We start from the raw sequence: 13,749 nt of genomic DNA, 5'->3' as shown, positions 1-13,749 counted from the left end.
CCGATAACACGACTGACTCCCGAATTTGTTTTTAGCACTTCCGATTTAACTTCTATTTTCATTGAAAACATCTTTTATAACAACATCGTAGCCGATGCGAAAAAATCATCTCAAGCAGCAAATGCCCGTTATCTGGGAAGTTTGGGAGGAATCGGGCTGATTTATATTTCCAACCTGATTCATGCTTATTGGATCGGCCGAGACCAATACCCAGAAAGACCTTCCGTCTTTCTGGGTGGTAAGGAAATTAAGGAAGGATTCGACTTTGAAACAAAATTCGACCAACCCATGGGGCAATTCGGCTGGCAACCGAGACCGTCAGCGGTTTACGGAGAACTTCGTTACTCGATTTTATTTTAAACAAAGGAGCCAAAATATGCGCACAATGATTCAATCCGCCATACTATCGATTCTCATTCTTTTTACCTCAGGATGTTTGATTTTCAAGGAATCCGAACTTGACCCGAACGGAGATTTGGCGAACCTCTTGATGTTGCAGAAATTATCAGTCATTAGCAGCGCAACTTCGCCGGGAGTAGCGCTGGGACTGAGCCTGAAATTCCAGCAAGCCAGCGGAACTACTTATGCTGATTCCTTTATCAAATACGGAAAACCGAGTGCTACAAGTCTAAGTACAAGAAATACTTCCGTTTCGGAACTCACACAAGGGGCTGATGAAACGGTAACTATCATCAATTCCAAAGGAGAAGCCTCTCTTAAATTTACTTCACCCGGTTATGTGAAAGTGGAACTGTATTCGACTCTATCGGATGTTTCTCCCAAAGCCACCATTACATTCAAAGTCTTTAGCACTTTGAACTCTTCCAATTTTAGAATCCTATCCCAATCGGGAGACATTGTTGCCATTTTCCAAAAACTAAGCGTTTCCTATTCCACTCCCGTCAGTCTGGAGTCCACTTTGTTTCAACCATTAGGTGCAATCGAAGGAAGATTTTATATTAGTCTTAAACAAGCAAACTCGGAGAAAAAAATAGATACCTATATCGCGTCTTCCCCGGACGGATTCACCTACGATCGTATAACAAAAATTACCGATTTGCAAGGAGTAGATCCTGTTTTTCCAAGCACCGATCAAACCACGATCACCCTGGGAGCCCCCGGTTACGACGGAACGGACATTTTATTTTTTATCAGAAAAGATACTACGGTGAGTAGCGTAACAACCACTCTCAATTACTACGTTAAACTTTCCCCTACAAGCCCCGCAAAAACAGTCACTTCAGTTCAAATGTCGCCTATCAATGCTTCCCCCGCGTCGATATTGGTCACTCCCGCCACCATCCCAAATAACATTTATTATTCGGGACGATGGATTGTTTTTGAACTTGTGGGTGGAGTTACAAAAGCATACGCCAGAAATCTGGAAGGCACAGTCTCTACCGATTTAAGTTCCAGTTGCTTGAGCGGGTCTACGGTTCAACCGAACGCATTTTATGTTTATTCTTCTTTTCTGTTATGCGGTGTCACAGCATTCAGCACACCGAGTCCGTCCTATAATTACTATCTATCCAATTTTTCCGCTGGATCCCCTTATGGAATCGTCGGGGGAGCAAGTACCCAGTCCAACCTGTTTCCGGTCGGAGGAGGTAAATTGGCAATGATGGAAGGAACCGTCACATCAAGCGCTTATGCAATGAGTAATTCGGCGAATATCGGAATAGGTTCCCTTTCCTACGGCTCGGCTCTTACCGGGCTCACCTATAGCCCTTCCTCTGCAGGTGCTTTTAATTATATAACAAAGGTTATATCTTCGGAATCGACTTACGGAGTCATCGCTCAAAATGGGGGCACCTTTGTTGTGTTTTATGCCAAAGACGGGGGTGGAGGATCTTTTACAAAGGTTACCGCAACCCCTTCCTCCATCTATATCGGGATTCCTCCGGAAGCTTACCAGTCTGCGGGAGGAGAAATTTTTCTCGCAAACTATGCCACCGGATCAAACCTATTGGGCGGTTATATCACAAAATTAGATTCCAACGGAAATTGGACTGATCCTGTCAAAGGAACTTATTTTCAATCCAATCAGTAAATCGTTTATCTGAATTCTGCGGGTGCATACTCTTTTACAAATGCATCCACCGAGTTTTCCACTTCTTTGTAATTCGTATTGATGGACTTGGCGTGTGGGGCACCCCACTCCGTGATGAATAATTTTTTCTTTTTGCCGGGGATAGCTTCGAAAATTTCCACCGAATGTTCGTAAGGTGTCAACTCATCCGCTTTGGAATGAATGAGGAGTACGGGGGCGGATATATGGGAAGCCGCTTTTAGAGGAGAAGTTTCTTCTACTGAAAAATTGGCTCTTAGTTCGGCGATTTGAAATGCAACCGAAGATACGATCAAAATGGGGTAACCGTACAATTCGATCGCTCTTTTCTGAATGATGGTCCGCATATCCTTGTAAGATGATTCCGCGATGATGAAAGCGACATCCTTTCTGATATTTGCGAGTTGTAAAACGGTAGCGGCTCCGTAAGACTCCCCCAAGGCTCCGATTTTTTCTTCGGGAATTCCACTGACTTCGGAAAAATACTCGATCCCTTTGTCCAAGTCGAATTTTTCATAATAACCGAACGTTCCGAATTCCCCACTGCTTTCGCCGTGGTGTCTCGCATCGTATACGAAAAGACTGCAACCTCGTTTCCAAAATAACGGTGCGTATTTCAGAATGCCCCACCTAGTCCCGGAGTGGCCGTGCAAAAGGATCACTCCGCATTTTTTCTTTTTGGGATTTTTAAAAAACCAGCTTTGGATGGAAATGGTTCCGTTTTGGAAACGAAGAGTTTCCGGTTCCGACAGACCGATTTGTTTGAAGTCTTTGATTCTGGATTTTTCATGATCTTCGTCGATTGTTCGAACCTGAAAAGCCACCATTTCCGTGGAAAAATAATAACCGGCACTTAACAGTAATATTACGAATATGATTGTGGTTAAGCCTAAAGCTCTTTTGGTTAGATGCATTGCATTAGTACGAAAACGAGTCTTACGGATTTTGCAAGGCGAATTTTCATCGGGAGACGAAGAGAATTTCGAAAAAGATTTGATTCTTTCTCATTCTCGTAGTCACTCTACCAAAACACCATGAAACACATCCGTCTCCTTCTTGCCCTTTTTTCCCTGATTTCACTCGTCCGTTGCACGACCATGGAAGCGGCAGTGCAGTTTCCTGATAAAACGAAAAGGGAATTGGGCATAAACAAAGTGGCAGTTCTATTATTTGATATCGAGGATGCCAAATGGGGAGACGAATTTACGGATGCTGTTGCTCTTTATATTTCCAAATACCTGAATGTCAGAGTGATCGAGAGGGAACAACTTTCCAAAGTGGTAAACGAGCAGTCTTTTTCCAAAACAGGCATGATCGATGAACAAACAGCCGTTCGTATCGGAAAAATTCTAGGAGTAGATGCGCTCGTGTTCGGAAGAGGATCCGCACTTAGAAAATACGATTTAAAAAACAGCGTCATTCCCAATTTAGTGGACACAGTTTCATTAAAAATCGTTCAAATAGAATCCGGCCAAGTGATAGTCAATGCCCGCAAAAAACCGGGAGCAAATTGGACCATCTTCAAATTAACAAAATTTACCTTGGGACTTGGTTTGATATGGAATCGAGAGGACATTCTAATCGAGTCAAGCGAGTATGACTTTGTGGCAGAAAACTTGGTTCAGAAAATTGCAGGAGAGCTGAAATAGCTTTCCTTTAAATCTTTTCTTTTCATATATTTTCACTTACCGGTTTCTGCTGTAATCAATACATATCAGGACCCTATCATGTCAGAATCACTAAAACGACGCAGTTCCATGACAACCGGAGGAGACAATCGCGCGGCAAACAGAGCGATGCTTCGTGCCGTAGGTTTTACAGATGAAGATTTTGAAAAACCCATGGTGGGGATCGCTTCCCTTTGGGCGGAAGTCACACCATGCAATTCCCATTTGGACAAACTGGCGGAAAAAGTAAAAGAAGGCGTAAGGGTTGCCGGAGGGATCGCTCAAATTTACGGAACCATTACCGTCTCTGATGGAATTGCAATGGGGCATGAAGGGATGCGTTATTCCCTTCCTTCCCGAGAAGTGATAGCCGACTCCATCGAACTTGTTTCGAACGCAATGAGATACGACGGAGTGGTCGCCGTAGGCGGCTGTGATAAAAATATGCCCGGTTGCCTCATGGCACTTTGCAGATTGGACGTTCCTTCCATTTTTGTTTACGGAGGATCCATTATGCCCGGAACTTGTGACGGTTTGGATGTGGATATCGTATCCGTATTCGAAGCAGTCGGCAAATTCAATTCGGGAAAAATCTCAAGAGAAGAATTCATACGTGTGGAACAAAATGCATGCCCCGGAGCCGGTAGTTGCGGAGGAATGTATACTGCGAACACTATGTCCACAGCCATTGAAGCGTTGGGAATGAGTCTTCCCGGTTCGGCTTCCATGCCCGCAGTTTCCGCAAGAAAAGTAAACGACTCCTTTGAAGTCGGAAAGGCTCTTATGGAGCTGATTAAAAAAAATATCACTCCCAAACAAATCCTGACAAAAAACGCATTTGAGAATGCGATTGTCACCGTTATGGCGTTAGGTGGATCGACGAATGCGATCTTACATTTGATTGCAATTGCAAAAGAAATCGGAGTGGATCTTAACTTGGAAGATTTCAACCGTGTGGGAAAAAGATCCCCTCATCTTGCCGATTTGAAACCGGGAGGAAAGTATGCGATGTACGACCTGGACCGAGTCGGTGGTGTACACGGAGTTATGAAATATCTTTTGGAACAAGGCCTTCTTCACGGAGATTGTTTGACTGTAACCGGAAAAACTTTGGCAGAGAACCTAAAGGAAGTTTTACCATTGGCAAAAGGACAAACCATTGTTCGCGACATCAAAAACCCTCTTTTCCCAACCGGCCCTCTTGTAGTTTTAAAAGGAAACTTGGCTCCGGAAGGCGCTGTTGCCAAAATCTCAGGACTCAAAAAAATCGATATCACAGGTCCCGCAAAAGTATATGATTCGGAAGACGACTGTTTTGCGGCGATCATGAAAGACGAAATCAAAGCGGGAGACGTAATCGTAATCCGATACGAAGGACCGAGAGGCGGACCCGGGATGAGAGAAATGCTCGCAGTCACCGCTGCGTTAGTCGGAAAAGGACTGGGAGAGGAAGTGGGACTTTTAACCGACGGACGTTTCAGCGGAGGAACTCACGGACTAGTGGTAGGACACGTGTCACCGGAAGCATTTGACGGCGGACCGATCGCACTCTTGAAAAATGGAGACCAAGTCACTATCGATTCGAGAACACAAATACTGAAAGTAGATTTAAGCGATACGGAACTTGCAAAAAGAAAATCGGAATGGAAACAACCGGAACCCCGGTTCAAATCAGGGGTTCTGGCAAAGTATGCTAAGTTAGTTCAGTCCGCAACAAACGGTGCGATCACAAACACTCTGTAAAAAAACCTTTCAGTTTTCCTGTAAGGCTGTGAGTTCAAGATGATTGAGTCGCAGCCTTTTTGATAAGGTATAAGCCAAAGATTCAAAAAATAAATTTCCGAATTCGGGAACTTCCTTCACATAAAGATCGAATTTTTCCCGCGACAACCCATATAACAGACATTCACCGACAGCAACCGCATTTGCCGACCTGGGTTCTTTGTCTAAAAAAGCCATGTCTCCGAAAAAATCTCCCTTGGCAAACGTTGCGAGATGATGCATTCGATTCCCTTCCAAAGGCAAATCGATCCGGATTTCCCCTTTCCGGATGAAAAACATCACATCGTTGATATCCCCTTTGTGAAACACCGATTGCCCCGCAGAACATTGGATAGGATAAGTGAATTTTTCAAATTTTACGACCAAGTCTTTCGGAAACGGTTCAAAAAATTCAAACTGATCCAAATGAAGCAATTCATTCCCTTTGGAAGAATCCAAATTTGCTTCCGATAAAATCTCTTCTTCTATGAATTCCAATGCATCATCCAATTCATCAAAGAACTTAAGATGAGGAGTGGAATCGGTGAGTCCCAAAGAATTGAAATAATTTCGAATTTCCTGGCCTGTCGTCAGATTGCCGGGAAGACAAGTTAGGATAAGTGTCCCGCCCCTGGATTCCAACCGGGAATGGATCTGCTTCAAAAGATTGACTGCGGTAAAATCAATATGAATCACTCTTCTGAAATCCAAAATGATATTTTTCGATGTCTGCAAATATGCTTCCAAGTGGTGAAATAACTGATCGGTGGTTCCGAAAAACAATTGTCCCTGCAATTCGAAAATGGAATTTCTAGATCCCCATTTCTCCAATTCTTCCAACTCGGAAGGAAGTCTTCGTTTTTTGGAAAATTTTTGATTTCCCGAGAAGCTTCGCTTAATCACTGTTGAACGGATTTGTTCCCGCAGGAAAAGTAAAATAGCAAGCCCGATCCCAACTCCTGCTGCTAAAATCAAACTGGTGCTAACCGCAGCAACCACCACGCACAAAATCACAAAAAAATCGAAAACGGTGGATTTGTTTTTTAAAAGTCCGACGGATTTCCAATCGATCATCCGAAATCCCACAACGATAAGAACCGCCGACAAGGCCGAAACGGGAATCCATTTCAGTAAACCTACAAAAAAGAAAATCGTAACCAAAGAGAATAAGCCTACAAAAAAACCGGACCATCTTGATTTTGCTCCACTCGCGATATTTACAAGAGTAGGTGCAAGAGTTCCGGCTCCTGCGATCCCACCAAACAGAGAACTCGCGCAATTGCCCCAACCTTGTCCGATCAATTCGCGATTCGAATCATGTCGTTTTTTAGAATAGATATCAACGATCAGACAGGTTTTTAAACTATCGATGGAGAGAAGTAATGCCAATGTAAATCCGGGGAGTAAGATGGATTTGAAATGAGTGAAATCCAACTCCCGTAAGTGGGAGAAATTTTTTAACGAATTGGAAAAAAGATTTTCTCCTTCCGGAATAATCGCTCCTACAATATAACGGTTGTTTGCAAAGTATCTCAGATCATGATAAAAAAAACTCAATAACCAATAGATCATAACCCCCGCGAGTAGTGCCATTACACTTGGAGGAATTCGTTTGGTAAGCCGGGGCAACGCTACCATTGCAAGTATCGTCCCGATTCCAATGATAGGAGGAATCGGGTTCGCTTGCAAACTATCAATATCTCCCAATAGATTTCCTACCGATGACATGCCTAAAAAACGGGGAAGCTGGCTGAGAATGATCAAAATCCCAAGCCCGCTCAAGTAACCCGTGACCACCGGATAGGGAATGTATTTGATAAGTTTCCCCCCACCCAAAAACCCCAAAAGAATTTGCAAGCTTCCTGCAAATAAGATAGCAAAGGCAACCAAAAGAGGAATATAAACCGGGCCGATCTGACCTTTTCTCATCTGATCCAAAACAAATACGGAAAGTACTGCGGCCGCAGGGGCACAAGGCGCGGAAACCAATCGTGGCGTGCCACCTAAGAGGGGTGTGACGAGACCGAGGACAATCGTTCCAATGACTCCGGAAAGTGCAGCTTGGCCTGCGAAAGACTGCCCTAAGGGACTATAAACACTGATTCCAAAAGCGATCGCTGCGGGAAGAGCCACGAAGGTAGCGGCGGAACCTGCGAAAAGATCTGAATAGAGCTTGGAAAAATTAACTTTCAATTATACCGCCCGGTGCAATGATTTAGTAAGATTCAATTTCATCCGTTTTATTTTTGCTTTGAGAAAAGAGAACCAATTTCTTTTCCACTTTGCCGAACTAAATCGGTCTTAAAGATAAGAAGGAAAACAATGCAAATCAATATAGGAATTCCGGAAGCAGAAAGAAGTGCCATCTCCGAATCACTGAAAAAACTATTGGGAGATACGTACACTCTTTATCAAAAAACCCATAGTTATCATTGGAATGTGACGGGTCCGATGTTTCAAACCTTACACTTGTTATTTATGACTCAGTACACCGAGTTGTGGAATGCAATTGATCCTATAGCGGAACGGATCCGCGCTTTAGGATACTATGCTCCCGTCAGCGGTTCTGAATTTGCAAAATATTCTTCCATCGCAGAAGATAAAGAAGTTCCCAAAGCGGAAGACATGATTCGCAACTTGGTGGAAGGGAACGAAGCAGTGATTCGAACCGCAAGATCCGCTTATGCTCCCGCGGAAAAAGGGAATGATCAGGCAAGTCTTGATCTACTCACACAAAGATTGGATATCCATGAAAAAACCGCATGGATGCTGAGATCCCTTCTCGCTTAACAGACAGATAAAGACAGTGCGGCAGAAATTTTGCCGTTCTGTCATTTGTTTCCAAATAGCCCATTTATAATATCAGTCTCATTATCATAATCGAATCATGGAATATTTAAAAATCAATCCGTTCGGAAAAACGGGAAAAAAAATTTTATTTTCGAAAAAAAAAGAAAACTTCAGCAATAAATATAAACACAACCTTCGCTAAAAACCTGTTAGTTTTTCCGTTTTTTCTTGCCTATCTTAGCTTCGTTTATTTAAAATCACTATAAAGGATTCAAATAATGAAAAAACATCTACAGATCAGCTCATATCTGTTATTGGCTATTACTCTCTTCTTTATTACTTGCAAAGAAGATAAAAAAGACGACAACTCCCTTCTCATCGGTCTTGCCCTTCTCAACCGTGGTAGTTCCGGAAGCCAAACCAGCGATATCAACACCACCGTTGGAAAAGCAAGTGCAACAGCGAACCTTGTTTCTACGATCTCCAGCAGTGTCGCCACAAACAGTCAAAGTAGTAACTTTACTTATAATACAAAAAATTCACAAAGCCAAAGATTGATTGCAATGGTTAGAGAAATCTATGAAAACGGGAAAGATCCCGTTATTGCAAAGGAAGCAGTTATAAAGTTTATCAAAGAGACGAACATTGCAAATAGAAACTCACGTGAGCTGACTGCATGGTCTTCCTCTAGTGTAAATGGAAACGGAGAAACGGTTTATACTTATAGCGGAACCGTAAGCGGATACGTATTTACAAAAACAACCACCAACTTAACCATTAGCGGTGCTTCCTGTCCTGTTGAAACATACATAGGGTATAGTTCCACTGTTTCCAGTCTGACTAAACAGGGAACCGCTGTTTTTACGGACGGGGAGTACAAGACAAAAACAAGTTCTGGAGTCACCACAAGTTCAAATAAGGCGACTGCAAAGTTTACAAACTTCGGATCTATTTATACAGATAGTTTCGGGTATTACAAATACTTAAAAGACAAAGGTACAACGTCGTTCTCCACAACTGACTGCGCAAGTTTACAATCTTTATATAAAGACGCTTTAGTGTTTTCAAAACCTGTGACTGTGAACGGAACTCTGGTATTCGACAATCAATCCAGCGTTACAAGCGGTTCTTCATACAGCTTTACCATCACTTCACAAGCGGATTCAAATGATTTGGTAATCACTCAAGACGGAACAACTACTCCTACCTTAAAGATTGAAAGCTTGAAACTGATAGCAACATCCACGTTGACATCTTCAGGCAGTTCTTTCAAAGGAAAGTTCAATATTACGATCACAGGAAAGATCAACGGCGAAACACTCGCTGAAACCATTACTGTAGATTTCAACTAACACTGATTTCCGGATTGCCTTTTCTTCCTATAAAGAAGGGGCAATCTTTATCTTTAACTCACGGTTCTCCCGAATGATGATTAAAACAATATTTTGGCTTGCGGGAATTTTTGCCATCTGTGAATAAAAATCTTCCGCATTCGCAATTTGATTTTCATTCATACCGGTGATCAAATCGTATCTCTTAATTCCTGCCTTTTCCGCTGAAGATCCGGGTTCAGTATAACTTACAAGAACGCCTTTATTTTGCTTTAATCGTAGTTTGTTGATCAAATGAGCGGTTAGAATCGGAATCTCAACAATTCCTCTTTGGATATCTTCTTTGGTTCTGCCGGCAATAGGGATCGATTTTACAAATTCAATTAAAGTCGTTACAGGAATGGCAAAGCCGATCCCATCTCGTTTGGATCCGTCGGAAGACAATTGAAATCGCGCCATACCTAAAACTTTACCCTGTCCATCAAAGATGGCGGCGCCGGAAGAACCGGAAAGAACCATCCGATTCAATTGCACAAATGCCTTGTCCCGCGCAAATACATCCGCTCCCAACCTGGAATGATTAGCGATGATGCCTAAATCAAAAGACTCTTCCATCCCGAAAGGAGTGGATATCATATAAAACAAGGCCCCTGTCTCGGGTTCATAGGAATCAATTACATCAAAAACAGATTGATTTTTCGGACTTTCGTTCTCCCATTGAACAATTGCTAAATCATTATCGGCGTCGCGTTTGATTACCTTGGCGTAGAATTTTTTTCCGGTTCCGCCCATTCGGATTATAAATTTTTTATCGTCAGGCACAACATGGGAACATGTCAAACCTAATCCTTGTTTATCGAAAACGAAACCGGAACCGGTCCAGACTTTGGATTCTTCCAGAGGACCGGAGTCCAAAGAAACGGAGAAACTCGCTCCCACATAAGAATTGAATATTTTTTTAGGATCGGGTAAATCTCGATTCGAATCACAAGACAAAGAGCCGAAGAAAATTAAAATGCAAAGACTTAAGTTCCATACAGGTTTGGAATGTTTCAAGCAATCACCCCTTTGATAAATCTTTCGATTCTATCTAAAAATTGGCTCGCATGCGTATAATGAATGTAATGCCCTCCTCCTGCAAGCGTTTCTATCTCTGAATTCAAAAATACGGAACGGATCAACTCACGATCTGAATCCGTTATATAAGTGGAATCTCCGCCTACGATAAACAATGACTTTGTTCCGGAACTCATATGAGGGAGAAATACGTTCTCAAACATATGACGGGCTTTGGACAAACCTTCTACGTTCAGTTTCCAAAAGTATCCTCCCTCCGGCTTTCTTTCCAAACTCATTTGCAAAAACTGGCGGATAAAAGCGTCGGGAAGAACTTCGCTCATAAACCCATCCACTTCCGCCCTTGTATTTGCATGGTCAATAGGAATCCTCATGGATTGAATTTCTTTATCATAAGCGAAAGGATAAGGACGGGGAGAAATATCCTGAATAATCAAAGCTTTCAAAAGGCCTGGATGAAGAAGATCGTATAACATAGAAACGAGTCCTCCCATCGAATGTCCAAGTAGTATCGTATTTTGCAATGAATGGTCTTGGATAAACTCATCTATATCCTCAGCCATAAGCGAAATGGAATGTTCTTCAGAATGGGGTGAGTCCCCGTGATTTCGGAGATCTATAGTGTATACGTCTCCATATAACGATAGTTTTTTGGCGATCGAAACCCAGTTTTTGGAAGATCCGAAAAGTCCGTGAAGTATCAGGATGTTGATCCCGTCTTTGGAATTTGGATTTCCTGAGGAGCTTTCTTTAGGATATAATTTATAGGCTAGTTTCAAGGGAAATCCAAACCTATACTATTTCAGGCATTCCTTCTGAAGGATTTGAATGTAAGGAAGAATTTCTTTCCGGTATCTCAGACTATAATCCTGAACATAGCGGTACATTGTATTGATCTCCACCTGTATATTTTGCGGCGCCGGCTGAAAACAAGCAATGGATTCGGGGTCTTTTGTAATTTCCTTTAATTTGGCGACTACGGACTTTGAATACATGGAAACATAATTTCCATTGGGAAAAAAATAAATATATTTCATCTTGGAACGTCTGAGTTTTTCCAATTCACAAGCAAGATCTCTTTGACATTCCACATCGGGAGAAGCTTCCGCCGCCAGATAACCAGCGTAATCCGAATGTTTTGTATTCGGATGATTTTCAACCAACTTCCAAAAATAATTCGCATCTACGTAATACTTACCGGCTGAATAATCGAAGAGAAGCTTTGATTCATGGCGTTTCAAAAAATCCAAAATTTCTTTGGAACTATCCGCTTTGATATTTTTTTCATTTAAAATATCTATGGATTTGATCAGTGCAAAACCTGCCTTCGCTTTAATCAAAGTAAAGTCGTCTCCACGGAACTCACCCGTACCGGCATGACGAAACAAAGAATCTGCAATTTCCATCCTTTGTTCCAAACCGGTTGAATTTAGCTTCAAAAGTTTGTCCGCTTCGAACAGAACGGTGGATAAAAATTTATTCTTAGAAACCAAAAGCAATGTATTACGAAGTAAAAACCCCGCTAATTTTTCTTCCGTGACGACAGGAACCCATTCCGCAGAATTCGGCTCCAGACTGGAACTGTCATAAAACAACCGTTCTCCGAACTGGATCGTTTTTAAAACGTTGCTCTTTCTATCGGGGAAGAGATAAAGTTTCACTCCGAAATGATTCACAACAATCTCGGATTTTGAATCCGTATTATGAACCGATTTCGGCGCGGCTTGTTTTAGGATCGGTTTGAGAGACTTAGGCTCGCCCCCTAGGAAACTAGGAAGAATCACGGCAAGGAAGAAAACAAATATGATTAGAATTCTTCCCATACCTTGCTACTTTATTTACTTAAGTCCTCAACCATCTGTTTGATCCGGGACACACCTTTCTCTATGTCTTTTTCACCCAGTGCATAAGACAAACGGAGAGCATTATCATCTCCGAAGGCAATTCCGGGAACGGCAGCTACATTGTATTTGTCCAAGAGCACGTCACAAAACAATTTCGATAAGGATTTTTCGTTTTTCTCTTTTTGCAATCTTTGAAAACCAGGAAGAGAATAAACACCCGTTAAATAAGGAAATGCATAGAAAGCGCCTTCCGGCATTCTACAATCTATTCCGGGAATAGCGTTCAAAAGAGAGACAATCAACTTACGACGATTATCAAATGCCTTTTTCATTTCCAAAACGGGACTTTGATCTCCGGTCAACGCAGCTTCTGCAGCAGCTTGGGAAATGGAAGAAGCGTTGGAAGTGGATTGGCCTTGCATCGTATCCATGTTTTTTATGATCTCTGCATTTCCCGCCGCATAACCGATACGCCATCCGGTCATGGAATATGCTTTGGAAACTCCGTTGACAACAAAAGTTTTTTCCTTCATCTTCGCGGAAATCATCGCAGGGTTTACGAATTCCAGACCGTCATAGAGAATCTTTTCGTAAATATCGTCCGAAACGGTAATGATTTCTTTCGGTTCCAACACCTTTACCAAAGCTTCTACATCGGAACGGGTATACGCCGCACCTGTAGGGTTGGAAGGAGAATTGAATATAAAAACCTTTGTCTTGGGAGTGATCGCCTTTTCCAACTGCTCCGGCGAAATCTTGAACCCGCTTGTAATATCGGTTGAAACGATGACAGGAACACCTTCCGCAAGACGCACTATATCCGCATAACTAACCCAATACGGTGCAGGGATGATCACCTCATCACCTGCATTCAAAGTCGCCATAAAGAAATTATACAGAACTTGTTTTCCACCCGTTCCCACAATGATTTGATTTTTTTCGTAAGTAAGGCCGTTATCCGTTTTGAACTTTTGGATAATGGCTTCTTTCAAACTTACGGTTCCACTCACAGGAGTATATTTGGTCTTCCCCTGATCCATGGCTTTTTTTGCTGCCTCTTTGATGTGGGCTGGAGTATCAAAATCCGGTTCTCCTGCACCAAAACCGACAACATCCAAACCACTCGCCTTCAGCTGATTCGCTTTGGCGGTAATGGCAAGGGTGGGAGAGGGTTCTACTACATCTAACCTTTGTGCGACGAGTTTCATTTT

The 13,749-nt window shown here is 42.4% G+C and carries 12 protein-coding genes (1 of these 12 running past the window's edge); 6 read left to right on the top strand and 6 right to left on the bottom strand.

The genetic code is table 11. From position 1 onward, the window contains the following. Positions 1 to 360, top strand: the 3' end of a protein-coding gene (locus DI077_RS04435) for an LA_0442/LA_0875 N-terminal domain-containing protein (RefSeq protein WP_109020612.1). The gene continues 708 nt to the left of window position 1, outside the view; the window shows 360 of its 1,068 coding nt (coding positions 709-1,068); the start codon falls outside the window, past its left edge; its stop codon occupies positions 358 to 360. Between the two features lie 16 nt (positions 361 to 376). Further along, positions 377 to 2,050 (top strand): hypothetical protein, encoded by a 1,674-nt coding sequence (locus DI077_RS04430; protein WP_135354891.1) that lies wholly within the window; start codon positions 377 to 379, stop codon positions 2,048 to 2,050. A gap of 5 nt (positions 2,051 to 2,055) precedes the next feature. Here the strand turns inward: DI077_RS04430 and DI077_RS04425 are convergent, their stop codons facing one another. Continuing rightward, positions 2,056 to 2,982: an alpha/beta hydrolase gene (locus DI077_RS04425; RefSeq protein ID WP_109020614.1), complete on the bottom strand. Its 927-nt coding sequence runs from the start codon at positions 2,980 to 2,982 to the stop codon at positions 2,056 to 2,058. A gap of 120 nt (positions 2,983 to 3,102) precedes the next feature. Between DI077_RS04425 and DI077_RS04420 the strand changes: the two genes are divergently transcribed. Together DI077_RS04420 and ilvD are read left to right on the top strand one after the other, a co-directional pair. Further along, positions 3,103 to 3,717 carry a CsgG/HfaB family protein gene (locus DI077_RS04420; protein ID WP_242935355.1) on the top strand — a complete coding sequence of 205 codons (615 nt, stop codon included), beginning with the start codon at positions 3,103 to 3,105 and terminating at the stop codon, positions 3,715 to 3,717. Positions 3,718 to 3,795: 78 nt separating this feature from the next. Then, positions 3,796 to 5,478, top strand: a complete 1,683-nt coding sequence (ilvD, locus tag DI077_RS04415) for a dihydroxy-acid dehydratase (RefSeq protein ID WP_109020615.1) — start codon at positions 3,796 to 3,798, stop codon at positions 5,476 to 5,478. 9 nt (positions 5,479 to 5,487) lie between these two features. Here the strand turns inward: ilvD and DI077_RS04410 are convergent, their stop codons facing one another. Beyond that, entirely contained in the window at positions 5,488 to 7,689 is a 2,202-nt protein-coding gene (locus DI077_RS04410) for a SulP family inorganic anion transporter (protein ID WP_109020616.1), read from the bottom strand. A 129-nt stretch (positions 7,690 to 7,818) separates the two neighbouring features. Here DI077_RS04410 and DI077_RS04405 point away from each other — a divergent pair, with 129 nt between their 5' ends. Continuing rightward, positions 7,819 to 8,286, top strand: coding sequence for a Dps family protein (locus tag DI077_RS04405; RefSeq protein ID WP_109020617.1), 468 nt, complete (start codon positions 7,819 to 7,821; stop codon positions 8,284 to 8,286). Between the two features lie 278 nt (positions 8,287 to 8,564). After that, a complete protein-coding gene (locus tag DI077_RS04400) occupies positions 8,565 to 9,638 on the top strand; it encodes a hypothetical protein (protein ID WP_109020618.1) in 1,074 nt (357 codons plus the stop codon). A 27-nt stretch (positions 9,639 to 9,665) separates the two neighbouring features. On the opposite strand, the gene DI077_RS04395 is transcribed toward DI077_RS04400, so the two are convergent. The 4 genes from DI077_RS04395 to DI077_RS04380 are packed head-to-tail and all read right to left on the bottom strand — an operon-like array spanning position 9,666 to position 13,746. Further along, positions 9,666 to 10,673: a S1C family serine protease gene (locus tag DI077_RS04395; protein WP_109020619.1), complete on the bottom strand. Its 1,008-nt coding sequence runs from the start codon at positions 10,671 to 10,673 to the stop codon at positions 9,666 to 9,668. Then, positions 10,670 to 11,473, bottom strand: coding sequence for an alpha/beta fold hydrolase (locus DI077_RS04390; RefSeq protein ID WP_109020620.1), 804 nt, complete (start codon positions 11,471 to 11,473; stop codon positions 10,670 to 10,672). Before DI077_RS04390 ends, DI077_RS04395 begins: the two co-directional genes overlap by 4 nt. 18 nt (positions 11,474 to 11,491) lie before the next feature. Further along, positions 11,492 to 12,517: an SH3 domain-containing protein gene (locus DI077_RS04385; RefSeq protein WP_109020621.1), complete on the bottom strand. Its 1,026-nt coding sequence runs from the start codon at positions 12,515 to 12,517 to the stop codon at positions 11,492 to 11,494. 11 nt (positions 12,518 to 12,528) lie between these two features. Then, a complete protein-coding gene (locus DI077_RS04380) occupies positions 12,529 to 13,746 on the bottom strand; it encodes a pyridoxal phosphate-dependent aminotransferase (RefSeq protein ID WP_109020622.1) in 1,218 nt (405 codons plus the stop codon). Between the last annotated feature and the right edge of the window lie 3 nt (positions 13,747 to 13,749).

Source organism: Leptospira kobayashii (assembly GCF_003114835.2).
In the GTDB taxonomy this organism is placed as follows: Bacteria; Spirochaetota; Leptospiria; order Leptospirales; family Leptospiraceae; genus Leptospira_A; species Leptospira_A kobayashii.
This window is presented reverse-complemented; position numbering and strand designations above follow the sequence as displayed.